At 67.1% G+C, this 21,633-nt stretch carries 21 protein-coding genes and 1 pseudogene; 11 read left to right on the top strand and 11 right to left on the bottom strand.

Annotated features, from left to right (window positions below; translation table 11 throughout):
- The first annotated feature begins 2 nt into the window (after nucleotides 1-2).
- From A5702_RS02635 to A5702_RS02610, 6 genes are read left to right on the top strand one after another with little or no spacing between them, the layout of a single operon-like run.
- Nucleotides 3-1,064 (top strand): amidohydrolase family protein, encoded by a 1,062-nt coding sequence (locus tag A5702_RS02635; protein ID WP_197506485.1) that lies wholly within the window; start codon nucleotides 3-5, stop codon nucleotides 1,062-1,064.
- 9 nt (nucleotides 1,065-1,073) lie between these two features.
- Complete coding sequence (locus tag A5702_RS02630) at nucleotides 1,074-2,315, top strand: Xaa-Pro peptidase family protein (protein ID WP_068217997.1); 1,242 nt, start codon at nucleotides 1,074-1,076, stop codon at nucleotides 2,313-2,315.
- Complete coding sequence (locus A5702_RS02625; RefSeq protein ID WP_068217994.1) at nucleotides 2,305-3,423, top strand: Xaa-Pro peptidase family protein; 1,119 nt, start codon at nucleotides 2,305-2,307, stop codon at nucleotides 3,421-3,423. The genes A5702_RS02630 and A5702_RS02625 overlap by 11 nt, the downstream gene beginning before the upstream one ends.
- 2 nt (nucleotides 3,424-3,425) lie before the next feature.
- A complete protein-coding gene (locus A5702_RS02620) occupies nucleotides 3,426-4,418 on the top strand; it encodes an enoyl-CoA hydratase/isomerase family protein (protein WP_068217992.1) in 993 nt (330 codons plus the stop codon).
- A complete protein-coding gene (locus tag A5702_RS02615; protein ID WP_231964973.1) occupies nucleotides 4,418-6,835 on the top strand; it encodes a CaiB/BaiF CoA-transferase family protein in 2,418 nt (805 codons plus the stop codon). Before A5702_RS02620 ends, A5702_RS02615 begins: the two co-directional genes overlap by 1 nt.
- A gap of 7 nt (nucleotides 6,836-6,842) precedes the next feature.
- Complete coding sequence (locus A5702_RS02610) at nucleotides 6,843-7,652, top strand: SDR family NAD(P)-dependent oxidoreductase (protein ID WP_068217989.1); 810 nt, start codon at nucleotides 6,843-6,845, stop codon at nucleotides 7,650-7,652.
- Here the strand turns inward: A5702_RS02610 and A5702_RS02605 are convergent.
- The 3 genes from A5702_RS02605 to A5702_RS02595 form a co-directional block, all read right to left on the bottom strand.
- Entirely contained in the window at nucleotides 7,649-8,479 is an 831-nt protein-coding gene (locus tag A5702_RS02605) for an SDR family NAD(P)-dependent oxidoreductase (protein WP_068217986.1), read from the bottom strand. The genes A5702_RS02610 and A5702_RS02605 overlap by 4 nt on opposite strands.
- Nucleotides 8,480-8,490: 11 nt before the next feature.
- Nucleotides 8,491-9,339 (bottom strand): mycofactocin-coupled SDR family oxidoreductase, encoded by an 849-nt coding sequence (locus A5702_RS02600; protein WP_067817188.1) that lies wholly within the window; start codon nucleotides 9,337-9,339, stop codon nucleotides 8,491-8,493.
- A 205-nt stretch (nucleotides 9,340-9,544) separates the two neighbouring features.
- Complete coding sequence (locus A5702_RS02595; RefSeq protein ID WP_055401984.1) at nucleotides 9,545-10,195, bottom strand: TetR/AcrR family transcriptional regulator; 651 nt, start codon at nucleotides 10,193-10,195, stop codon at nucleotides 9,545-9,547.
- A 242-nt stretch (nucleotides 10,196-10,437) separates the two neighbouring features.
- Here A5702_RS02595 and A5702_RS02590 point away from each other — a divergent pair, with 242 nt between their 5' ends.
- Complete coding sequence (locus A5702_RS02590; protein WP_068217983.1) at nucleotides 10,438-11,613, top strand: acyl-CoA dehydrogenase family protein; 1,176 nt, start codon at nucleotides 10,438-10,440, stop codon at nucleotides 11,611-11,613.
- On the opposite strand, the gene A5702_RS02585 is transcribed toward A5702_RS02590, so the two are convergent.
- From A5702_RS02585 to A5702_RS02550, 8 genes are read right to left on the bottom strand one after another with little or no spacing between them, the layout of a single operon-like run.
- Complete coding sequence (locus A5702_RS02585; protein WP_067817192.1) at nucleotides 11,610-11,873, bottom strand: DUF4190 domain-containing protein; 264 nt, start codon at nucleotides 11,871-11,873, stop codon at nucleotides 11,610-11,612. The two genes, A5702_RS02590 and A5702_RS02585, sit on opposite strands and share 4 nt — an antisense overlap.
- Before the next feature lie 60 nt (nucleotides 11,874-11,933).
- Nucleotides 11,934-12,692 (bottom strand): acyl-CoA dehydrogenase family protein, encoded by a 759-nt coding sequence (locus A5702_RS02580; protein WP_082955921.1) that lies wholly within the window; start codon nucleotides 12,690-12,692, stop codon nucleotides 11,934-11,936.
- Nucleotides 12,693-12,752: 60 nt separating this feature from the next.
- Nucleotides 12,753-13,841: an acyl-CoA dehydrogenase family protein gene (locus A5702_RS02575; protein WP_055401992.1), complete on the bottom strand. Its 1,089-nt coding sequence runs from the start codon at nucleotides 13,839-13,841 to the stop codon at nucleotides 12,753-12,755.
- A complete protein-coding gene (locus A5702_RS02570; RefSeq protein ID WP_067817202.1) occupies nucleotides 13,838-14,272 on the bottom strand; it encodes a nuclear transport factor 2 family protein in 435 nt (144 codons plus the stop codon). Before A5702_RS02570 ends, A5702_RS02575 begins: the two co-directional genes overlap by 4 nt.
- Nucleotides 14,244-15,476 carry an amidohydrolase family protein gene (locus A5702_RS02565; RefSeq protein ID WP_068217977.1) on the bottom strand — a complete coding sequence of 411 codons (1,233 nt, stop codon included), beginning with the start codon at nucleotides 15,474-15,476 and terminating at the stop codon, nucleotides 14,244-14,246. Before A5702_RS02565 ends, A5702_RS02570 begins: the two co-directional genes overlap by 29 nt.
- Before the next feature lie 3 nt (nucleotides 15,477-15,479).
- Nucleotides 15,480-15,803 (bottom strand): hypothetical protein, encoded by a 324-nt coding sequence (locus tag A5702_RS02560; protein ID WP_068217974.1) that lies wholly within the window; start codon nucleotides 15,801-15,803, stop codon nucleotides 15,480-15,482.
- Nucleotides 15,787-17,064 carry an aromatic ring-hydroxylating dioxygenase subunit alpha gene (locus A5702_RS02555; RefSeq protein ID WP_055402000.1) on the bottom strand — a complete coding sequence of 426 codons (1,278 nt, stop codon included), beginning with the start codon at nucleotides 17,062-17,064 and terminating at the stop codon, nucleotides 15,787-15,789. Before A5702_RS02555 ends, A5702_RS02560 begins: the two co-directional genes overlap by 17 nt.
- Before the next feature lie 14 nt (nucleotides 17,065-17,078).
- Nucleotides 17,079-17,600 carry a carboxymuconolactone decarboxylase family protein gene (locus tag A5702_RS02550; protein WP_068217970.1) on the bottom strand — a complete coding sequence of 174 codons (522 nt, stop codon included), beginning with the start codon at nucleotides 17,598-17,600 and terminating at the stop codon, nucleotides 17,079-17,081.
- 433 nt (nucleotides 17,601-18,033) lie between these two features.
- Here A5702_RS02550 and A5702_RS02545 point away from each other — a divergent pair, with 433 nt between their 5' ends.
- The 4 genes and pseudogenes from A5702_RS02545 to A5702_RS02530 form a co-directional block, all read left to right on the top strand.
- A complete protein-coding gene (locus A5702_RS02545) occupies nucleotides 18,034-19,332 on the top strand; it encodes an amidohydrolase family protein (protein WP_068217967.1) in 1,299 nt (432 codons plus the stop codon).
- A 108-nt stretch (nucleotides 19,333-19,440) separates the two neighbouring features.
- Nucleotides 19,441-20,607 (top strand): acyl-CoA dehydrogenase family protein, encoded by a 1,167-nt coding sequence (locus A5702_RS02540; RefSeq protein WP_068218011.1) that lies wholly within the window; start codon nucleotides 19,441-19,443, stop codon nucleotides 20,605-20,607.
- A complete protein-coding gene (locus tag A5702_RS02535) occupies nucleotides 20,604-21,413 on the top strand; it encodes an enoyl-CoA hydratase/isomerase family protein (protein ID WP_068217964.1) in 810 nt (269 codons plus the stop codon). The genes A5702_RS02540 and A5702_RS02535 overlap by 4 nt, the downstream gene beginning before the upstream one ends.
- Nucleotides 21,414-21,417: 4 nt before the next feature.
- Nucleotides 21,418-21,633 (top strand): annotated as a pseudogene (locus A5702_RS02530) (acetyl-CoA C-acetyltransferase); the annotation flags it as partial.

Below are 21,633 nucleotides of genomic sequence, written 5' to 3'. Positions count from 1 at the left end.
CCGTGGTGTTCTCCGCGGACAACCACATCTCGTTGGCGGATGACATTTTCTACCAACGCTTTCCGGACGACCTCAAAGACAAGGCGCCGCGGATCTGGTACGAGGAAGGCGCCTATCAGGTCGGTCGCAAGGGCCAGTCGTTCCTGCCCGGCGACTTCAGCGCGGTGCTGATGCAGTACGACGACCTGCCCGGGGCCGCGAGTACCAACATCGAGGCGCGCATCCAGGAACTGCGCGACGACGGGGTCGACAAGGAATTGGCCTTCCCCAACGCGATTTTGGCGCTCTTCCACTACCCCGACAAGAAGCTGCGCGAACTCGCCTTCCGCATCTACAACGAGTACATCGCCGAACTGCAGGAGCGCTCGGGCGGCCACTTCTACGGCGCCGGGCTGATCAATTGGTGGGACCCGCAGGGCACGCGAAAGACCCTGGAAGAGCTGAAGTCCTTGGGGCTGAAGACCTTTCTGATGCCGCTGAATCCCGGCAAGGACGACGACGGCAATCCGATCGACTACTCCAGCACCGCGATGCGGGCGGTGTGGGACGAGATCGAGGCCGCCGGCCTTCCGGTCACGCACCACATCGGGGAAACGCCGCCGAAGAGCCCGACCGAGTTCAACAGTGTCGTCGTCGGCATGATGATCAACATCGACGGGTTCCGGGAGACGTTCTCCAAGTACATCTTCGGCGGCATCCTGGACGACCATCCGGGCCTGCGGATCGGTTGGTTCGAGGGCGGCATCGCCTGGGTGCCGTGGGCGCTGCAGGACGCCGAACACCTGGTGGCGTCCTACCGGCACATGTTCAACCGCCCGCTGCAGCACGATGTGCGGTACTACTGGGACAACCACATGAGCGCGTCGTTCATGGTCGATCCGCTCGGGCTGCAGTTGATCGACAAGATCGGCGTGGACAAGGTCATGTGGTCCAGCGATTACCCGCACAACGAAAGCACCTACGGCTATTCCGAAAAGTCGCTGGCCGCGGTCGTGGACGCCGTCGGCCCCGCCGACGCCGCGAAAATCGTGAGCGGCAACGTCACGAAGTTCCTGGGTCTGTAGGGCGCGGAGATGACAACGTTCGCGCAAGCGGGCGCGGGCACCGGCAGCCTGGTGATACCCGAGACGCCCGATATGGGTCGCATGCGGCGTGAGACCGGGGCCCGGCTGCGCTCGGCGATGGCCGAACGCGGCGTCGACGCGCTGATTCTGCTCGGCAACAGCGCCGTGGTCTATGCCACCGGCACCAGTTGGCCGCTGGGCGACGCCGGTTTGTCCTATGTCGAGCGGCCGGTCGCGGTGGTGCTCGCCACCGATGAGTGGCCGCACTTGTTCCTGCCGTTCCGCGAGGGCGCCTCGCTGGAGTCCGACTTGCCGGCCGATCACGTCCACGGCCCGGTGTATCTCGAATTCGACGAGGGGGTCGAAGAATTCGCGCGCCGGCTGGCCGACTTGGTTCCCGCCCAAGCGGTCGTCGCGGTCGACGAGTGCACCGGCGCCATGTCGCGCGCCGCGAAGACGTTGTTCCCCGGCGGTCCGCCCGTCGACGCGTCGGCAATTGTCAGCGCCGCCAAGGCGGTCAAGACGCCGGACGAGTTGTCCTGCATGCGCACCGCCATCCGGATCACCGACGAGGCGATGGTCGAGGTGCACAAACGATTGGCCCCGGGAATCCGACAGGTCGACCTGTCCGCGAGCTTTCTGCGGCGGGCCTTCGAGCTGGGCGCCACGGCCAGCATGCTCGAACCGATCTGGCAGGTGATGCCGCCCAGCAAGGCCGAGGGCGTGTGGACCACGCACGGCGACCTTGCGCTGCCACTGCTGAGCACCGAACGCGAACTGGCCGAGGGCGACGTGCTGTGGACCGACGTCAGCATCACCTACCACGGCTACTGCTCGGACTTCGGGCGCACCTGGATCGTCGGCAAGGACCCGACGCCACGCCAGCGGGCGCAATTCGACAAGTGGTTCGAGATCATGTCCGCCGTGCTCGGTGTCGTGAAGGCCGGCGCCACCGCGGCGGACCTGGGGCGGGCGGCCATCAACGCCAACGGCGGTGCCAAGCCGTGGCTGCCGCACTTCTACCTGGGTCACGGCATCGGCGTGAACGCCGCCGAAATGCCCATGATCGGAACCGATCTGGGCGCGGACTTCGACGAGAAGTTCGTCCTGCGAGCGGGCATGGTGCTGGTCCTGGAACCGGTGGTGTGGGAGGACGGCACCGGCGGTTACCGCAGCGAGGAGGTCTTGGTAATCACCGAGGAGGGCTGGATCCGATTGACCGACTACCCGTATGACCCCTATGGCAACTGAGGTCCTGCCCGACGCCCGCGCGCTGCGCTGCGGTCGGCGCCAGCGAGTGCTGGATCAGATGGCGGCGCACGACCTCGACGTCCTGGTCCTGGGTCGCCAAGCCAACGTCCGCTACGTCACGGGGGCGCCGCAGTTGTGGGTCGCCGGCACCCGGCCGTTCGGCCCGACGTGTGTGCTGGTGCGCGCGAGCGGGGCGATACATCTGCTCAGCACCTGGGACGAGGGCGTTCCCGAGGATATCCCGCACGAGAACCTGTACGGCATCTCGTGGAACCCGATGAACACCATGTCGGCGCTGCGGCGCATCGACGGGGCGGACACCGCCCGGCGGGTCGGAACCGATGCGATTTCACCGGTTTTCGCTCAACTGCTGCCGACGGCGTTCCCCAATGCGGAACTCGTGGACGGCGAACTGGCGATGCGGGCCGCCCGGCGCGTCAAGACGGCCGAAGAGGTGGCGGCGCTGCGGGAGGCCGTCTCGGTCGCCGAGTCGGGCTTGGCCGCCGCCGTGTCCGAACTGCGCCCCGGGACAACCGAACAGGCGCTGGCCGGCGCCCTGCTGGGGGCCATCGCGGGCGGCGGCGTCAGCACCCCGTCGAACCAGGACGTCGCGTGGGTGACGTCACCCGATCATCCGTGGCGGCGCCCGGCCGCGGACGGCCGGGTCAAAGACGGTGACCTGGTGGCTTTCTCGGCCGGCGTGCTGGCGGGTGGCTACATCGGCGAGGTCGGACGCACTTGGCCGGCCGGTGCCGCGCGCGGCGCCGGGGCGGTGTATCGGCGCTGGGAAGGCTTGTGGGACGGGCTGTTGGCCGCCTGCCAACCTGGCGCGGGGGCAAGCGAATTGCTGGACGCGTATCGGGCCGCGGGGGAGCCGGCTCCGCCGATGCCGGTGGCCCGCGGCCTGGGCATGGGCTTCGACCCTCCCGTCATCTCCGAGCACCTGCCCGCGACCGCCGCCGGGGAACGGCTGGAACCGGGCATGGTGCTGGCCGTGACGGGCTACGTCTGGGAACAGGGGATCGGCGCGGTCTTCGGGCGCGAAGCCGTATTGATCACCGCCGACGGCCCCGAGGTGTTGACCGCCAGCCCGTTCTGGCGCGAATAGCCATGGCCGGCAAGTCCCCACCCGCGCCCGAGGAGATCGTCAGATATCACAAGGATATCGAAACCCGCATCGCCACAATCACATTCGATCGGCCGGGCCAGCTCAACGCGCCCACCATCGCCGCCCGGCTGCGCTACGCCGACCTGTTGCACCGCGCGTCCATCGACGACGAGGTCAAGGTCCTGGTGGTCCGCGGGGCCGGCGATGACCTCGGCTCGGGTGCGGACCTCACCGAGGAAATGGCGGCGCAGAACTCGGCGGATCCGAGTGACCGACTCGCAGAATACCGGGTCGGCGGCGACGCGGTCAGCTTTCCTCCCGAGGGCTCGTTTCGGCGCGGCGCGACCCTGGGCCAGTGGTACGCCAACCCGAACTCGGGCATCCGCGGCCTGCAGGACTTCAAGAAGATCAGCATCCTCGAGGCCAAGGGTTACTGCTACGGCTGGCACTTCTACCAGGCGGCGGACGCGGATCTCGTGATCTCCAGCGAGGACGCGCTGTTCGGGCATCCCTCGTTCCGGTATTACGGCTGGGGGCCACGAATGTGGTGGTGGGCGCAGACCATGGGGATCCGGAAGTTTCAGGAGATGGTCTTCACCGGAAGGGCCTTCACCGCCGAGGAGATGTACGACTGCAACTTCCTCAACAGCGTGGTGCCGCGAGAGGAGCTCGAGGCGGAGGTGCACCGCTATGCGCTGGCGTGCGCGCGCAACCGCCCCACCGACACGGTGTTCATGCAGAAGGTCTTCTTCGAGATCATGAAGCAGTTCCAGGGCGAGTACATGGGCAGCATGCTCAGCGGGTTCTTCGAGTCGATGGGCGGCGTCGTCCGCCCGGACGGTGACGACTTCATGCTCTCCGCCGCCGTCGACCGGGGTCTGGGCGCAGCGGTGAAAGACAACGACGACAAGTTCCCACCGGAATGGCGCTTGAGCAAGAAGGGACGCAAGGACGGGGAAGACAAGAAGAAGCCCGGCCGAAAGCGGAAGCGGTAGTGGGGGAATCCACCGTCGAATTACCGCTGGCCGGCTACACCGTGGTCGAACTGTCCACCGGAATAGCGGGCGCCTATTGCACCAAGTTACTTGCCGACGGCGGAGCGGATGTCGTCAAAGTCGAGCCGCCAGAGGGTGATCCGCTGCGCCGCTGGTCCGCATCGGGCGCCGTGATACCGCCCGGCGGCGACGGGGCGTTGTTCAGCTTTCTGGCCGGGTCGAAGCGCAGCGTCGTTGCGGATCCGGCGGTCGTCGATGACACAAAGCTGGTCGACAGGCTGCTGGCCGCCGCGGACGCGGTGGTGTGGTCCGGCGGCTCGAAAGTCGCCGAGCACCCGGACTTCACGCCCGCAGCGCTGCGCCGCCGTCATACCCACCTCACCGTCCTGTCCATCACCCCCTTCGGGCTGGAGGGGCCGTGGCGCGGCCGCGCGGCCACCGAATTCACCCTGCAGGCATGGTCGGGCGGCATCGTCGGCCTCGGGCGCGGCGAATCGGACCGCGCCCCGGTGTTCGTGGGCGGCCAGGTCGGGGAGTACCTGGCCGGGGCGTATGCGAGCGCGGCCATGCTCGCATCGCGCCACGGCCGGGCCGGCGGCGCCCCCGGCGAACTGCTCGACCTGTCGATGCTGGAAACCCACATCCTGTGCCTGACCTATTACCCCGTCACCTATTTCGAGATGCTCGGGCGGCCCTGGCGAGACGCGCGGCGCGTCACCGTTCCGGGCGTGGCGCGCGCCAAGGACGGGCTGGTGGACGTCGGCTGCGGGACCGCGCAGCAGTGGTTCGACCTGTGCGCGATGGTCGGCCACCCCGAGTGGATCGACGAGGATTCGGAACTGACCATCACCGAGCGCGCCACGCTGAACGCCGACGAGATCTACGCATGGTTCGAAAGCAACACGGTCGACGAGATCCGGGAACTCGCAACGGCCTTCCGGATTCCGAACGCGCCGGTCGCCAACGGCGCCAACATCGCCTCGCTCGACCACTTCCGCGAACGCGGCTCGTTCGTGCCGAACCCGTGCGGCCGTTTTCAGCAACCGGGCCATCCCTACCGGCTGAGCCCCGCGCGGTTGCGCCCGCCGCAACCGGCCCCACGCCTGGGCGAACACACGGCGCACTACCGCGCCGCCGACCTGGCCCCCCGGCCCCTACCGGCCGGACCCGCAAACCGGCTGCCCCTGAGAGGGATTCGCGTGCTCGACATGACGACCTTCTGGGCCGGCCCCTGCTGCACCCACCTGTTGGCGATGCTGGGCGCGGAAGTCATCCATCTGGAGTCCACCCGGCGTCCCGACGGGACGCGGCTGATCGCCGGCGTGCCCGTCACCGAAAACCGGTGGTGGGAAAAGTCGCCGATCTTCGCGGCGCTCAACACCAACAAGAAAGGCCTCACGCTGGACCTGCAAAGCCCGCGCGGTGTGGAGCTATTGCGCCGGCTCATCGCGACCTGCGACGTAGTCGTGGAGAACTTCACGCCCCGCGTGCTCGACCAGCTCGGCCTAGATTTCGCGGCGGTCCAAGGGATCAAGCCCGACATCGTGATGGCGCGGATGCCCGGCTTCGGCCTGCAGGGCCCGTGGCGCGACAATCCGGCATTCGCCTACGTCATCGAAGCCGCGGCCGGGCTGACCTGGCTCACCGGATATCCCGACCGCCCACCGTATGACCCCTACTCGATCGGCGACCCCAACGCCGGCGTGCACGCCGTGAACGCGCTGCTGCTGGCGCTCGAACACCGCCACCGCACCGGGCAGGGCGTGTTCGTCGAAGCGGCGATGGTCGACGCCGCGCTCAGCATCGCCGCCGAACAGATCATCGAGCACTCCGCGTACGGGGCGCTGCTGGAACGCGCGGGCAACCGAGGTCCCACGGCGGCGCCGCAAAACCTGTACCGCAGCGCCGACGTCGACGAATTCGGGCGCCTCGACAGCTGGGTCGCGGTGGCGGTCTGCACCGACGAGCAGTGGGCTGGCTTGTGCGCGGCGATCGGATCCCCTTCGTGGGCAACGGATCCCAAGCTGGCCACCGCAAGCGGGCGCAGGGAGCATCACGACCTCATCGACGGGCGGATGGCCGCGTGGTGTGAGCGCCGCGGCGCAGACGACATCATCGCGACCCTGTGGGACGCCGGCGTTCCAGTCGCCAAGGTCATGCAACCGCACCGCCAGGCGGAACTCGCTCAGCTCGCGTTCCGGGGCTTCTTCGAGGAAGTCGACCACCCGGTGAACGGTCCGGCTAGGCTCAGCACCGTGCCGATGAGGTCGTCCGCCGGGCCGACACAATTCCACACCCAGCACGCGCCGCTGCTCGGGCAACACAACCATGAGCTGCTGGCCGAGCTGGGATGCAGCGACGCGGAAATCGCCGACCTGGAAGCCGGCGGCGTCATCGGCCGCGCACCGGCGATGTGATGAGACGATGACGATCGATCCCTCGGACATCCTGCTCACCGGCCGCGTGGCGGTGGTGACCGGCGGCGGCGCGGGCATCGGCCGTGGGGTCGCGGCAGGGTTGGCGGCCTTCGGCGCCTCGGTCGCCATTTGGGAGCGTGACCCGCACACCTGCGCGCAAGCCGCGGAATCCATTGGTGCCCCGGGGATCCCGACCGACGTGCGCGACAGCGCCCAGGTCGACGACGCGTTGCGGCGCACGAACGCCGAACTTGGCACGCCGACGATCCTGGTCAACAACGCCGGAGGGGTGTTCTCGTCCCCGCTGTTGGAAACCACCGAGAACGGTTGGGATGCGCTCTATCGGGCCAATCTGCGCCACGTGCTGCTGTGCACGCAGCGCGTCGCGCGGGCGATGGTGTCGGCGGGACAGGGCGGCAGCGTCATCTCGGTGACGTCGATCGAGGGCGTGCGCGCCGCCCCCGGCTACGCGGCATATGCGGCGGCCAAGGCCGGGGTCATCAACTACACCCAGACCGCGGCGCTGGAGCTGGCGCCCCACGGCATCCGGGTCAACGCGATCGCGCCCGATATCACGCTCACTGAGGGGCTGGCGCAGCTCGGCGGCGAAGCGGCGCTGGCCGGGGTCGGCCACGTCGTGCCGCTGGGGCGCCCCGGTCATGTCGACGAAATCGCCGGTGTCGCGGTGTTTCTGGCGTCCCGAATGTCGGCCTACCTGACCGGACAGACCCTGCACGTCGACGGCGGCACGCACGCGGCGAGCGGTTGGTATCACGATCCGGCGACGGGCGAGTACCGGCTCGGCCCGTCGGGCTAGTGGGCCCACCCCCCGGCGGCCTGCTCTTCGAAAGTGCGGTCGATGCGTTCGAACCTGCGGCGGATCGAGGCGCGGGCGGCTTCGTGCGGCAGCACGTATAGGCGATTGGCCAGAATCGCATCGGCCGTCAACCGGGCGACGTCGCCCACGCCGACGCCCTCGTCCTGCGTCGGCAGGGTCCCGCCGGCCGCTTCCGGCGAAGAACTCAGCCCGTAGTCCGCCCCCATGATCCGCTCCGAGTTGGAGACCAGCTTGGTCTCCACGACCATCGGGCACAGCACCGATACGCCGATTCCGGCGTCCTTGACCTCACGGGCGAGCGTCTCCGCCAGCCCGACCACACCGTATTTGGCGACGCCATAGGCCCCGAGGCCGGCGTTGGGCACCAGGCCGGCGAAGGACGCGGTGAAGGCGATGTGTCCGCCGGTGCCCTGTTCGAGCAGCCGCGGCACGAACGCCTCGACGGCATGGATGGAGCCCCACAGGTCGATGTCGATCACCCAGCGCCAGTCGTCGTGGGTCATCTGCGCGATCGGACCCGCGACCACGATGCCGGCGTTGCTGAAGACGACGTCCACGCTGCCCAGCAGGCGGAAGGCTTCGTCCGCCAGGTGGACCACCTCGTCGAACTGCCGGACGTCGCACACCACGCCGTGCGCGTCGAATCCCTGGGCCCGCAGGTGGTTTACCGCCTGCTCCAGGCCGGGTTGATCGACATCGGCGAGCACCACGCGGGCCCCCCGGCTGACGAACTCGGTGGCCGTGGCCAGACCAATACCACTCGCACCGCCGGTGACGACCGTTCCGCGACCTTCGAATCCGTCCATGGGACGGCACTCTATTTCAGGCAGCTACCGGCATCGATGGGCAGGGTCACTCCGGTGATGTAGCGGGATTCGTCCGAGGCGAAGAACAGCACCGCATTGCTGACGTCGATCGGCTCCACCCACGGGATCGGCATGGTGTGGAAAAGCTGACAGATTGGCGCCATGTCGTCGGGTCCCGGGTTCTGAAGATCCGGGCGGAACATCTTGAAGGTGCCCTCGTTGTGCAGCATCGGCGTCTTGACATGGGTCGGATGCACCGAGTTGACCCGAATCATGTACTGGCCCAACTCGACTCCGAAGGCCCGCATCAACCCGACGACACCGTGCTTGGCGGCGACGTAGTGTCCGGTGTGGGGGTAGGCCTTCAGTCCACCGACCGAACTGGTCAGGATGATGGAACCGCCGCGGCCGCCCGACTTCAGGTGCGGCACACCGGCTTTCACGGTCTTCCAGACACCCGCCAGATTGATGTCGATCATCTCGGTCCAGTCTTCTTCGCTGGTCTCGTCCAGGGTGTCGCCGCCATTGCCGATTCCGGCGTTGGCCACGATGATGTCGAGCCGTCCGAGTTGTTCGACACCGCTGTCCACCGCGGCTTTCAGCGCGGTGTAGTCGCGCACGTCGACCTCGGCGGTGAAGATCCGGCGGTTGTGCCCCTTGACCAGGTCGGCGGTCTCGGCGAGGTCTTCGGGCGTGGACGCCGGAATCGCGGTGTCGGTGACACCGTCGCGGATGGGCTTGCAGATGTCGATCGCGATGATGTCGGCGCCCTCTTGCGCCAACCGCACCGCGTGGCTGCGGCCCTGTCCGCGCGCTGCTCCGGTGACGAAAGCGACTTTGCCCTCAACACGTCCGGTCATGGCTACCTCAACTCCTGACTAGTTATCGCACGTCTTGGCGCAGAACAGCCGGAACCGCGTGTCTCGCCGCCTTCGCACTCTGTCACCACCCCGTCAGGGGTGTCAACGGCGAATCCGTTTTGGCTATCTGTGATTCTAAATATTAGAGAATCTGATTCTCGGCAGCAAATGGCGTGCGCTATGTGATCAGTGGAGCGTGGACGCGCTAGCCGACGAAGCCGCGCGAGCAGAAATCCCACACCTCGTCGCTGGTGATGGGATGGATGGTCGCGTCGTCGGAGCCGCCGCTGGACTGGGCGATGAACATGACGGTCTGCATGGTCATCGCGGCCACGCGTTTCGCGTTGACCCCCTTGCGCAGCTTGCCGGCGTCGTAGGCGGCTTCCATCAGTTCGGTGAGCAAAGCCAACAGCGGGGCATGCGCCACCTTGACCTCGGCGGGGTGCGTGACCAGCAACCGCGGCGCGAAGTCGGTGAACAGCGGCCGCTTGGCCGTCGGATCGGGGCGGGAGGCCTCGTAGAGGAGCTGGACGGCGACCTTCAGCCGCTCCAGGGGATCGGCCTGGCTCTCCGTGGCGGCACGAATCTGGTCGGCGGACCGGCTCAGCGCGTCTTCGAACAGCGCCAGCAACAGCTCGTGCTTGCCGTCGAACTGCAGGTAGAAGCTGCGCAGCGACTGGCGCGACCGGTCGACGACTTCCTGGACGGTAAAGTCCGTGGAGCCCTTTTCGATGATGATGGCCTGCGCGGCGTCGAGGAAGCGCTGAACACGCTGCGCGGCGCGCAGTTTCGCCGTTTTGATGGACCTCTCGACGGCGCGCTGCTTCCAGGCGGGCTCTTCGCTCGGACTGGTCACGGCCGACTCACCTGATTGCCGCGAGGGGAGAACATGATTGGACTCTACCGGAGAACGCCGTGACATCGCTGCGCTCGACCCCCTCACGGATCATGTGTCTGAGATTGTAACTTTCTCGTCACGAGAATACTATTCTCTTAGACGTGTGTTTGGAAGCGTAATCATAAGAGCGAACCGCGCCGTCGGCGGAAATCATGATCTACCGACGCAGGGGACTGCTCACGACCGTTGCGGGGAGGTCCGTGCAGCTCGCCTTTGACGCCGACGTGGAGGCGTTCCGCTCCGAATTCGTCGACTTCCTGAACGCGCATCTGCCCTCCGAGGCCGAGGCGTTCGAACGGCCCCGCTCCAGCTCGCACGTCCCGGAATGGGCGCGGCGCTGGCAACGACTGCTGTTCGACAGCGGGTGGCTGCTGCCGGGCAACCCGCCCGAGTTCGGCGGGCGCAACGCCACGCTGTTGCAGCAGTACGTGTACTTGGAGGAGTTGGGGCGCCGGCGCATCTATCAAAGCTTCAATCCGCAAGGTGTTGGCATCATCGCGGCCTCGTTGCTGTCCTTCGGGACGCCCGAGCAACAGCGGGAGTGGGCGGTGCCGATTCTGCGGGCCGACATCACCGCGTCGCTGGGAATGAGCGAACCCGGAGCGGGTTCGGACCTCGCCTCGCTCAAGACGCGGGCGGTGCTCGACGGCGATCACTTCGTCGTCAACGGGCAGAAGGTCTGGACGTCGGGCGCCCACGATGCCGACGTGCTGCTGACGTTCGTGCGGACCGACCCAAAGGCGCCGAAGCACAGGGGAATCAGTGTGCTGCTGATCCCGACGGACACGCCCGGAGTGGTGCGCCGACCGTTCGCCTCGATGTGCGACAGCAACGAGATCGATTTCAACGAGGTGTTTTTCACCGACGCGCGGGTGCCGGTCGAGAATCTGGTGGGCGAGCTCAACGGGGGCTGGCGCGTGGCCACCGGCTCCCTCGGCCACGAACGCGTGATGTTGTGGATGGGGTACGTCGACCTGTTGCACGAGTTGAGCATCGATTATCAGCCATGCGGTTCGCTGGAGCGGGACCGCTACGCCACCCTGGTGATGGACGCCTACGCGCTGCGGTTGCTGGGGTCGGCGGAACTGTCCCGGGCCGCGCGCGGGGAAGAGGACGTACCGGCCCAGTCGGTGCTCAAGCTGCTGGGTTCCGAGGCGCTGCAACGGGCGTCGCAGGATGCGCTGGACTCCGCGGGCGCCGACGGGCTCGTCCACCGCGCGGTGACGGCCCCCTTCGCGCCGCTGAACCTGGACAGTCACTACCGCAGCTGGTTCGACCGCTACGCGCGCAGCTTTGCCGCGACGATCGCCGGCGGCACGTCGGAGATTCAGCGGAACATCATCGCCGAGCGGGTGCTCGGGTTGCCGCGGAACTAACGGGCGTCCACCCAGGCGTAGTACCCGATCGCGACGATCCCGGCCGCGATCGACACCGCCCCTAACACCATGCCCGCCAACGCGGTTCGCGCATTCGTGGCCTCGCCCCGCTGGACGCGCCTGCGCGCGACATCTCCGGTGATCACCGCCGCTATGCCGAACGGCACGCCGAGCAGCATCCAGCAGGTCAGCAGCGCGACCACGCCGACGAGCAGCGAAGCGACGCCCATCTCGTTTCGGGGTGCGTCGGGCTGGCTCATCGCGTCCCATCTTCTCGGCGGCCAGACGCAGTCTACGCGCAGCTTTGCGGTCCCGTCCGGCTAGAGCTGGGCCAGCCGCGGGGCGGACCCGTTATCCAGCAACGCCTTTCCCGCCTCCCGGGTCAGTTCGCGCGCGCTACCCAGCAACCCGTCCAGGATCAGCGACCGTTTGACGTGGTGGTGCAGCGGATGCTCGGCGGTGAAGCCGATCCCGCCGAGCACCTGCTGGCAGTGCCGGGCGGCGGTCAGCGCGGCCTGGCCGGCGGCGGCCTTGGCCAGCAGCGAGGCCAGGCCATCGTGGTCTTGGGACTGCGCCGCGACGTGCAGGGTCGCTTCGGCGCCCTCGATCGCGACGAGCGTCTCGGCCAGCCGGTGCCGGATCGCCTGGAACGAGCTGACATGCCGCCCGAACTGGACGCGATCGAGGGCGTGGCGGCGTGCCAGCGACAGCATGGCCCGGCTCGTGCCCAGCAACCACCAGCCCAGCGCGCGCCGCCCCGCATCCAGCGCGGCCGGCGGCAACGAATCGCCCCGCGGGGCGCGCCGCAGCGGCAACGTCTCGTCGACCGCCGAGCCGGCGAAATCGTCGCGGTCCCAGATGACCCAGGAGTCGCCGGCGAACGGCAGCGGCGGGGCGCCCCCCTGCGCGCCGCCCGTCGCCCGCAGCACGACGTCGTTGAGCACCGGGGCGTGCGCGCCCGTCTCGCCGAGCAGCCGGAACACCAAAGGGATTGCAGCATTGGGCATTTCGTCCAGCATGTCGTGCCAGCCCAGGTCTTTCAGTGCCGCATCGAGCTTGGCCCCGGATGCGGCGGTCATCGTCGTGCGCAGCGAACCTTCCAGGAGGCGCAGCGACTCGGGATCCGTCGACTCCACGGTTCACTCCTTCCCGAGGTCGAGCAGCCGGCGGGCGATGATGTTGCGCTGGATCTCCGCGGTGCCGCCGTAGATGGTCGCGGCGCGCGAGTACAGGTACTCCGACCGCCACGGCGTGTCGTCCAGCTCGAGCGCGCCGGGCAGCAGGTCGCGGACGGTGTCGTAGAGGCGCTGCTCGGCGCCGGCCAGCAGCACCTTGTCGATGGACGTGTCCGGCCCCAGCCGCGCACCGTCGCGCAGCCGGTGCTGGGTGTCGCGGGATCGGCAGCGCAATGTGTGCAGCGCCAAATATGCTGCGCCAAGGCTGGATTCGTCGGTATCGGATGCCTGCGCGATGAGTTCGTCGAACCGGGAGTACAGGTAGGCGATGCGCTGCCAGAAGCAGGTGGAGCGCTCATACGGGAGCAGGTCCATCGCGAGTTTCCAGCCGTCGCCGGGCCGGCCGAGCATCCGGCTGGACGGGATCACCACGTCGTCGTAGTACACCTCGCAGAACTCGTCCACGCCGTGCATCGTCCGCAGCGGCCGGACCGTGATACCCGGGGTGTCGAGGTCGACGAAGAACGCGGTGATCCCGTCGTGGCCGGGCGCGGTGCGTGTGAGCAGGACGCAGCGCGTCGAGAATTGCGCGAAGCTGGTCCACACCTTCTGCCCGCTGACGATCCAGTTGTCGCCTTGCTGCGTTGCGCGGGTGGTCAGCGAGGCGAGGTCGCTGCCCGATCCCGGCTCGGAAAAGCCCTGACACCAATGCTCTTCGCCGCGCAGCAGCCGCGGCACCATCTCGGCGGCGAGCTCGGCCGGGGCGTAGTCGATCATCGTGGGTGCGAGCACCTCGAGCATCGAATAGGGTCCGGGTTCGGCGAGTCGGCGACCGACCACCTCTTCGCCGACGATCGCGCGCAGCACCGCGGGACCGCCCAACCCGCCGACTTCCGTGGGCCAGCCGTAGCGCATCCAGTCGGCGTCGTACAGCGCGCGACTGACCCTGGCGAACTGCCGCATGTGGCCCTGCAGCGAGTGATCCGCCCCGGGCGTCAGGTCGTTGTCGCCGAGCCACGCGCGCAAACCCGCGCGGAACTCCTCGACATTCACGGTGTGGGACGGCCGACGGCGTGCGGGCGCCCCGAGTCGTGCACGCCGCTGCGCCGGATGAACGTCATCGCACGGGTTTTCAGCCGCCAGCCGTCGGTGGTGCGGGCGTAGGTGTCGCGGTAGTAGCCGATCCGCATGTCATGCGTGGCGTGGTCGATGAAGCACAACGGCTGGGTCCCGCTCGCGGAATCGCCGTCGATGTTTTCCACCAATGCGGTTCCGGTGAGGAACAACCCCTTTGGGGCCGCCGCCACCAGCTCGGGAAACCTGTCCAACTTATACGTGGAGCCGAATGCGCTGTAGGTTCCGTCCGGGGTGAAGACGCCGATGAGCCCGTCGATGTCTTCCTGGGTGATGGTGACCGCGTAGCGGGCCAGCAGCTGCTGAATCTCGACCAGGTCGTCAGTTCGAGTTGGCTGATTTGTCGACATAGACCTTGCCGCCTTTCATGACAAAGCTCACGTTCTGGGTAACGGTGATGTCTTCCAACGGGTTTCCGGGCACCGCGATGATGTCGGCGAGCTGGCCCGCCGCGAGCCGTCCGCGGTCGGTCGAGTTGATCAGCTCGGCCGCGGTCACCGTCGCCGCCCGCAACACCGCCAACGGCGGCAGCCCCCAATTGACCAGGGTGACCAGCTCGTCGGCGTTGCGTCCGTGCGGGATCGCGGGCGCATCGGTCCCGACCGCGATCTTCACGCCGGCTTCATAGGCGGCCAGAATGGACGTCCGCGCCTTGGGGAACATCTCGGCGGCCTTGGCCTGCAACTCCGGCGGCGCGTGCGAGACGTCCATCGCGTCTCCGTCGGCCAGGCGCCGGGTACTCACCAGGAAGGTGCCGTGCTCGACCAACGACGCGATCGCGTCGTCGTCGATCAAGAAGCCGTGCTCGATGCAGTCGATGCCGGCGTCGACGGCGTGCATGACCGCCTCCGCGCCGTGCGTGTGCGCGGCCACCCGCAGGCCACGCCGGTGCGCCTCGTCGACGATCGCGCGCAGCTCCTCATCCGAATAGTGTTGCGCGCCGGGCGGTCCGGTCAGCGACATCACGCCGCCCGAGCAGCAGACCTTGATCAGCTCGGCGCCGTGTTTGATCTGGTAGCGCACGGCCTTGCGGATCTCGTCGATCCCGTTGGCGATGCCTTCCTCGACGGTCAGCTCCAGCGCGTGGGGCGCGAACGCCGCGAACATCGTCGGGTCCAGGTGTCCGCCGGTGGGGGTGATCGCATGCCCGGCCGGCACCACGCGCGGGCCGTCGATCCAGCCCGCGTCGATGGCCTTGCCCAGCGCGACATCCAGCAGGTACCCGCCGGTCTTGACGAACAGGCCGAGGTTGCGCACGGTGGTGAATCCGGCTCGCAGCGTGCGCCGCGCGTTGCCGACCGCGCGCAGCACCCGCGTCGGCGGGTCATCCTGAACCTGTGAGAGCCCGGGCTTTTCGCCGCGACCCCCCATCAGCAGGTTGACCTCCATGTCCATCAGCCCGGGCAGGAGGATCTGGTCGCCGAGGTCCAGGATTTCGCCGTCGGGATCGCCCCCGACGGCGACGATCCGGTCGCCCTCGACCTGCACCACGCCGGGCCGCAGGATCTCGCCGGCGTCGATGTCCAGCAGCCCCGCGGCCTTGAGTGTCAGCACCTTTCAGATCACCGGTTCCTTGATGCACTCCACCCAGGCCGCGCCGCTGTCGGGCACCCGCGCTTGTTTCCACGCCTCGATCGGAAACGACACCATGACAAGCGACTGCATCATGTGCATGAGCGTCTGTGCGTCCTCGGGCAGATCGTCGAGTGGGTAGTTGTCACAGTAGGCGATCACGTCGTTGAGGCGCGGGAATGCCGCGTCGTAGAACGCCTGCATTTCGGCCATCGTCGAGGCCAGCCGCTTGGCGTAGCGCTCGGGTTCGGTGGCCAGATCCCAGTCCAAATAGGGTTCGAGATAGGCGAATTCAGACGGTAGCGCCATTGCGCTGGTACTCCTTCACATAGTCACCGGTCGTCTTGTGCAGATGGCGAATCAAGACCTCCTGGTCGCACAGCAGGAACTCTTTGACGGCCCGGGTGCCGATCATGGTCTGGGTGGCTTCCAGCGTGTTGGCGTCCTGTAGCGCGTACTCTTTGAACGTCACGGCTGCCAACTCCTGGGCCAGGCGTTCCCGCGCGTTGCGTGGCGGCACGAAGTACAGCGTGCATTCGAAGATGTGCTTGTCCACCGCGGTCGGCCAGTAATGGTAGGTGAGGAACCAGCCCGGCTCCCAGATCAGCAGCATGAAGTTCGGGTAGAAGAGCCACGAGTCGATGCCCCACTGCGGCACCCGTTTCACGTTGACACCCGGTGGCAGCTCGAGGTTTTCGATGATCTCCGGCTTGTCCCAGGGGCCGAACAAGCCGCTGCGCAACACCTGGTCCATCGGCTTGACCATGGACATGTCCGACGGCGGCGCCTGACCACCCCAGGTCGACTGCAGGTTGTGCGGGCCGGCCAACTCGTAGTGCAGCGCCTCGTAGCCGTACTTCTGGATCTTGGCGGCTTCTTCCTTGGTGTACTGCCCCTGGTGCAGTATCGGCGCGTGGTAGAACTCGACGAACGCGTCGATGAACAGCTTCCAGTTGCTGCCGACCTCGGCCCGGTAGGAGTAGGTCTCGGTCATCTCGCCGAAGGGGTAACCCTCGATGCTCTTGGCCAGCGGACCGAGGTAGTCGGTGAGTGGCGCCGCGTTGTCGTCGAAGTTGATGAAGATGAAGCCCTCCCATACCTCGCAGCGGACGGGCGCGAGGCCGAAGTTGCCCTTGTCGAGGTTGAAGAACTCCTCTTCCTGCTGGACGAAGGTCAGGTCGCCGTCGAGGCTGTACCGCCAGGCGTGGTACTTGCAGGTGAACTGGCGGCAGGTGCCGGAGGTCTCCTCGTTGGGGAAGTCGTTCCACACCAGCTTGTTTCCGCGGTGGCGGCAGACGTTGTGATAAGCCTTGACGGCCCCGTCCTTGGTCTTGACGATGATCACCGATGTGCCCTTGCCGGCAGACGGCAGTTCTCTGGTGAAGTAGCTGCCGGTGCGCGGAAGGCGATTGACCCGGCCGACGTTGAGCCAGGTCTTCCTGAAGACCGCCTCGCGCTCGGCCTCGAAGAACGCCGGATCGATCGAGTCGGTGTAATCGACCGGTGCGGTCCCGAGTTCGGGATAATTCTCTGTCCAGCTGCCAGCGGCCGGCTTCGGGAAGTGGGGCAACGTTCTTACCTCTCTTATCGTTGCTGATCGGCGTGTTCGAGCTGCACGCCAAAAGTGTTGAAGGCCATGGCCAGCGCGGCATAGCAGCCGACGGTGAATACGAAATCCATCCGCTGCTGGTCGTCCAGGCGTTGGCCCAGCGCGACCCATGTCTCGTCGGACAGCTGCGATTTCTCCTCGAGCTCGTCGACGCCGGCGATCACCGCGCGATCGAACTCGTCGGCGGCCTCGCCCCGTCTCACCGCGGCGATCTCGTCGTCGGTGATTCCCTCGTCCTTGGCCATGCGGACGTGGTGCGACCACTCGTAGGCGCAGTCGCGGCGATGCGCGACCCGCAGGATGGCCAATTCGCGGATCCGCGGGGGCAGCGTGGACGAGGTCAACAGGTGAACGTTGAACCGCAGAAACGCCTTGGCCAGCGCAGGGTGGTGGGCCAGGGTGGATAGCGCGTTGTTGGACTCCGCGCCGCGCATCGCCGAGAGCGCGTTGTGGGTGGCCTCGTCCCACTGATCAGCCGGCAGCGGCGGCAACCGCATCCGTGCTCCCCTCTCGCCATCCTCCCGGCCACCTCTCGGTCAAGGAGAATCGTATTCTCATTTCCAACCAATAGAGTTGCACGAATCGCGCGGCCGGTCAATGCCGCCGGTCGGGGGCCGGTCCGGGGGCGGATGCCGGGCGCGCCGGCGGCGGTCGCGGCGGGCTTTTTACAGCGCAAACGGCGGCGAACGGACCGCGTTACCCCGACACGCGGCGGCCGCCCCGGCGCGGCGCCGCTCCGGGCCGGGCAATTTGGTGGCGGCTTCCACCGCTGCTCAGACGACGAACGCCGGTCGCGGTGTCTGCTGGATGTTGATTCTCGCCTGGCGAGAAGATAGTTTTCATTTTAGTGATCTTGGCACGGGACAGCGATTCGCCGAGGCCGCGTGGGAGCGGAATCGAACAGACGGACCCGATGGAAGGGCAACGGCCATGAACAAAGAAGACATGATGCTGATCAGCGTGGACGACCACACCGTCGAGCCGCCCGACATGTTCAAGAACCACCTGTCGAAGAAGTACATCGACGACGCGCCGCGGCTGGTGCACAACGCCGACGGCTCGGACATGTGGAAGTTCCGCGACACGGTGATCCCGAACGTCGCGCTGAACGCGGTCGCCGGTCGGCCCAAGGAGGAGTATGGCATCGAGCCGACGGGGCTCGACGAGATCCGGCCGGGTTGCTACAACGTCGACGAGCGCGTCAAGGACATGAACGCCGGCGGCATCCTGGCCTCGATCTGTTTCCCGTCCTTCCCGGGCTTTGCCGGGCGGCTGTTCGCCACCGACGACCCGGAGTTCTCGATCGCGCTGGTGCAGGCCTACAACGACTGGCACATCGACGAGTGGTGCGGCGCCTACCCGGCGCGTTTCATCCCGATGGCGATCCCGGTGATCTGGGACGCCGAAGCATGCGCCGCCGAGGTACGCCGGGTGTCGAAGAAGGGCGTGCACGCGCTGACCTTCACCGAGAACCCCGCCGCGATGGGCTACCCCAGCTTTCACAACCAATACTGGAACCCGTTGTGGGAAGCGTTGTGCGACACCAACACCGTGATGAACGTCCACATCGGGTCCTCGGGCCGCCTGGCGATCACCGCGCCGGATGCGCCGATGGACGTGATGATCACACTGCAGCCGATGAACATCGTGCAAGCGGCGGCGGACCTGCTGTGGTCGGCACCGATCAAGAAGTACCCCGATCTCAAGATCGCCCTGTCCGAGGGCGGCACCGGGTGGATCCCGTATTTCCTGGAGCGGGCCGACCGCACCTACGAGATGCACTCCACCTGGACGCACCAGGACTTCAAGGGCAAGCTGCCCAGCGAGGTGTTCCGCGACCACTTCCTGACCTGCTTCATCAGCGACAAGGTCGGCGTGGCCCTGCGCAACATGATCGGCATCGACAACATCTGCTGGGAAGCCGACTACCCGCACAGCGACTCGATGTGGCCGGGCGCGCCCGAAGAGTTGTGGGACGTGTTGAGTATTAACAACGTTCCCGACGACGAGATCAACAAGATGACGTACGAGAACGCGATGCGGTGGTATTCGTTCGACCCGTTCACGCACATCTCACGCGAACAGGCGACCGTCGGCGCGCTGCGCAAGGCCGCCGAGGGGCACGACGTGTCCATCAAGGCGGCGGGCCACGAAAAGGACTCCCGGGGCGGCTCGTCCTTCGCGGAGTTCGCGGCCAACGCGAAGGCCCTCACCGGCAACACGGACTAGCGGTCCCGTTCCCCGCTAGCAGACGCAGAATCGCACTGTGTGGGCCGCAATCGTGCGATTTCGCGTCTGCTCGCGCTCAATGGAGGTGTGCCAATGCCCGGCGATGGCATGAACTTCGAGCTGACCGATGACCAGGAGCTGATCCGCCGGTCGGTCGCCGAGCTGGCGAGCAAGTTCGACGACCAGTACTGGATGGAAAAAGACCAAGCGCACGAGTTTCCCACCGAGTTCTACCAGGCCATCGCCGACGGCGGCTGGCTGGGCATGACGATTCCCACCGAATACGGCGGTCACGGCCTCGGGATCACCGAGGCCACCATCCTGCTCGAGGAGGTCGCCAAATCCGGCGGCGCCATGAACGCCGCCAGCGCGATTCACCTGTCGATCTTCGGCATGCAGCCGGTGGTGGTGCACGGCTCCGACGAGCTCAAGGCCCGCACGCTGCCCAAGGTCGCCACCGGCGAGGTGCACGTGTGCTTCGGCGTGACCGAACCCGGTGCGGGGCTCGACACCTCACGCATCACCACCTTCGCCAAACGCGACGGCGACCGCTACATCGTCAACGGCCGTAAGGTGTGGATCTCCAAAGCGATGGAGTCGGACAAGATCCTGTTGCTCACCCGCACCCAGAGCTACGACGAGGTCACCAAGAAGACGGACGGGATGACTTTGTTCATCACCGATCTCGACCGCAGCCGCGTCGACGTCCGGCCCATCCGCAAGATGGGCCGCAACGCCGTCAGCTCCAACGAGTTGTTCATCGACAACCTCGAAGTACCCGTCGAGGACCGGATCGGCGAGGAGGGCAAGGGTTTTCAGTACATCCTGGACGGCCTGAATCCGGAGCGCATGCTGATCGCCGCCGAGGCGCTCGGCATCGGCCGGGTGGCGCTGGACAAGGCGGTGAAATACGGCAACGAGCGCGAGGTCTTCGGCCGGCCCATCGGCATGAACCAGGGCCTGCAGTTCCCGCTCGCCGACTCGCTGGCACGCCTGGACGCCGCCGAGCTGATGCTGCGCAAGGCCACCTGGCTGTACGACAACGGCAAACCCTGTGGGCGCGAGGCGAATACGGCGAAATATCTGTGCGCCGACGCGGGCTTCGCCGCCGCGGACCGGGCGTTGCAAACTCACGGCGGCATGGGTTACGCGGAGGAGTACCACATCACCCGCTACTTCCGCGAGGCCAGGCTGATGAAGATAGCGCCGGTCAGTCAGGAGATGATCCTCAATTTCCTGGGATCCAACGTCCTGAAATTGCCGAGGAGCTATTGAGCGCGACCGAGGGGGCCGTGCTGCTGTCGGAGGACCGCGACGGGGTACGCACGCTCACCCTCAACCGGCCGCGTCGTAAGAACGCGATCAACCCCGGGCTGTGGGTCGCGTTGCGCGACGCCCTGCACGCCGCCGGCCACGACCGCACCGTCCGCGCGCTGGTGATCGCCGGAGCCGGCGGCAGTTTCTGCTCGGGCGCCGACATCTCGGTTCCCGACGACACCCATCCGAACTACAAGCTGCAGCGCCTGACCGACGTGGCGCTGGCCCTGCACGAGCTGGCGATCCCCACGGTCGCCAAGGTGACCGGAGTGGCCGTCGGCGCGGGATGGAACCTCGCGCTCGGCTGCGACTTCGTGGTCGCCACACCGGAATCGACCTTCTGCCAGATCTTTTCCAAGCGGGGCCTGTCGATCGACCTCGGCGGTTCCTGGCTGCTGCCCAAACTCGTTGGCCTGCAACAGGCCAAGCGGCTCGCGCTGCTCGCCGAGACGATCGATGCCCAAGAGGCGCACGCCCTGAACCTGGTGACGTGGGTGGTGCCGGGCGAGCAGATCGATGGCTTCGTCGACGACCTCGCGGCCCGCCTGGCGGCCGGACCTCCGATCGCGCTGGCCCACACCAAGGCCCTGCTGAACGAGGGCGCGCACGGCTCCATGCGCGACGCGCTGGCCAACGAGGCCCGAGCGCAGGTCGGCAATTTCGCGACGGCGGACGCGGCCGCGGCGTATGCCGCCTTCGCGCAGCGGCGGGAGCCGTCGTTTACTGGCCGGTGGACGCTATCGAAATCCAAGGATGCGGAGTAGGGACATGCGGGAAACAGTCATCGTCGAAGCCGTGCGCACCGCGGTGGGCAAGCGCAACGGCGGCCTGTCCGGGGTGCATCCCGCCGACCTGTCCGCCGTCGTCCTCAACGAACTGCTGGAGCGCGCCGGGGTCGGCCCGGAGATCGTCGACGACGTGGTCTGGGGGTGTGTGTCTCAGGTCGGCGACCAGTCCAGCAACATCGGCCGCTACGCGGTCCTG

The organism is Mycobacterium sp. E3339 (assembly GCF_001666915.1).
Taxonomy (GTDB): Bacteria; Actinomycetota; Actinomycetes; order Mycobacteriales; family Mycobacteriaceae; genus Mycobacterium.
Note: the sequence above shows the minus strand (reverse complement) of the source record. Positions and strands in the feature narration are given on the sequence as shown.

Coding starts and splice junctions, on each gene's coding strand:
- A5702_RS02545 (WP_068217967.1), top strand. CDS start 18,034: ATGAACAAAGAAGACATGATGCTGATCAGCGTGGACGACCACACCGTC.
- A5702_RS02605 (WP_068217986.1), bottom strand. CDS start 8,479: ATGGACGGATTCGAAGGTCGCGGAACGGTCGTCACCGGCGGTGCGAGT.
- A5702_RS02580 (WP_082955921.1), bottom strand. CDS start 12,692: ATGACCGCCGCATCCGGGGCCAAGCTCGATGCGGCACTGAAAGACCTG.
- A5702_RS02560 (WP_068217974.1), bottom strand. CDS start 15,803: ATGGCGCTACCGTCTGAATTCGCCTATCTCGAACCCTATTTGGACTGG.
- A5702_RS02540 (WP_068218011.1), top strand. CDS start 19,441: ATGAACTTCGAGCTGACCGATGACCAGGAGCTGATCCGCCGGTCGGTC.
- A5702_RS02570 (WP_067817202.1), bottom strand. CDS start 14,272: ATGTCGACAAATCAGCCAACTCGAACTGACGACCTGGTCGAGATTCAG.
- A5702_RS02625 (WP_068217994.1), top strand. CDS start 2,305: ATGGCAACTGAGGTCCTGCCCGACGCCCGCGCGCTGCGCTGCGGTCGG.
- A5702_RS02585 (WP_067817192.1), bottom strand. CDS start 11,873: ATGAGCCAGCCCGACGCACCCCGAAACGAGATGGGCGTCGCTTCGCTG.
- A5702_RS02550 (WP_068217970.1), bottom strand. CDS start 17,600: ATGCGGTTGCCGCCGCTGCCGGCTGATCAGTGGGACGAGGCCACCCAC.
- A5702_RS02620 (WP_068217992.1), top strand. CDS start 3,426: ATGGCCGGCAAGTCCCCACCCGCGCCCGAGGAGATCGTCAGATATCAC.
- A5702_RS02600 (WP_067817188.1), bottom strand. CDS start 9,339: ATGACCGGACGTGTTGAGGGCAAAGTCGCTTTCGTCACCGGAGCAGCG.
- A5702_RS02610 (WP_068217989.1), top strand. CDS start 6,843: ATGACGATCGATCCCTCGGACATCCTGCTCACCGGCCGCGTGGCGGTG.
- A5702_RS02630 (WP_068217997.1), top strand. CDS start 1,074: ATGACAACGTTCGCGCAAGCGGGCGCGGGCACCGGCAGCCTGGTGATA.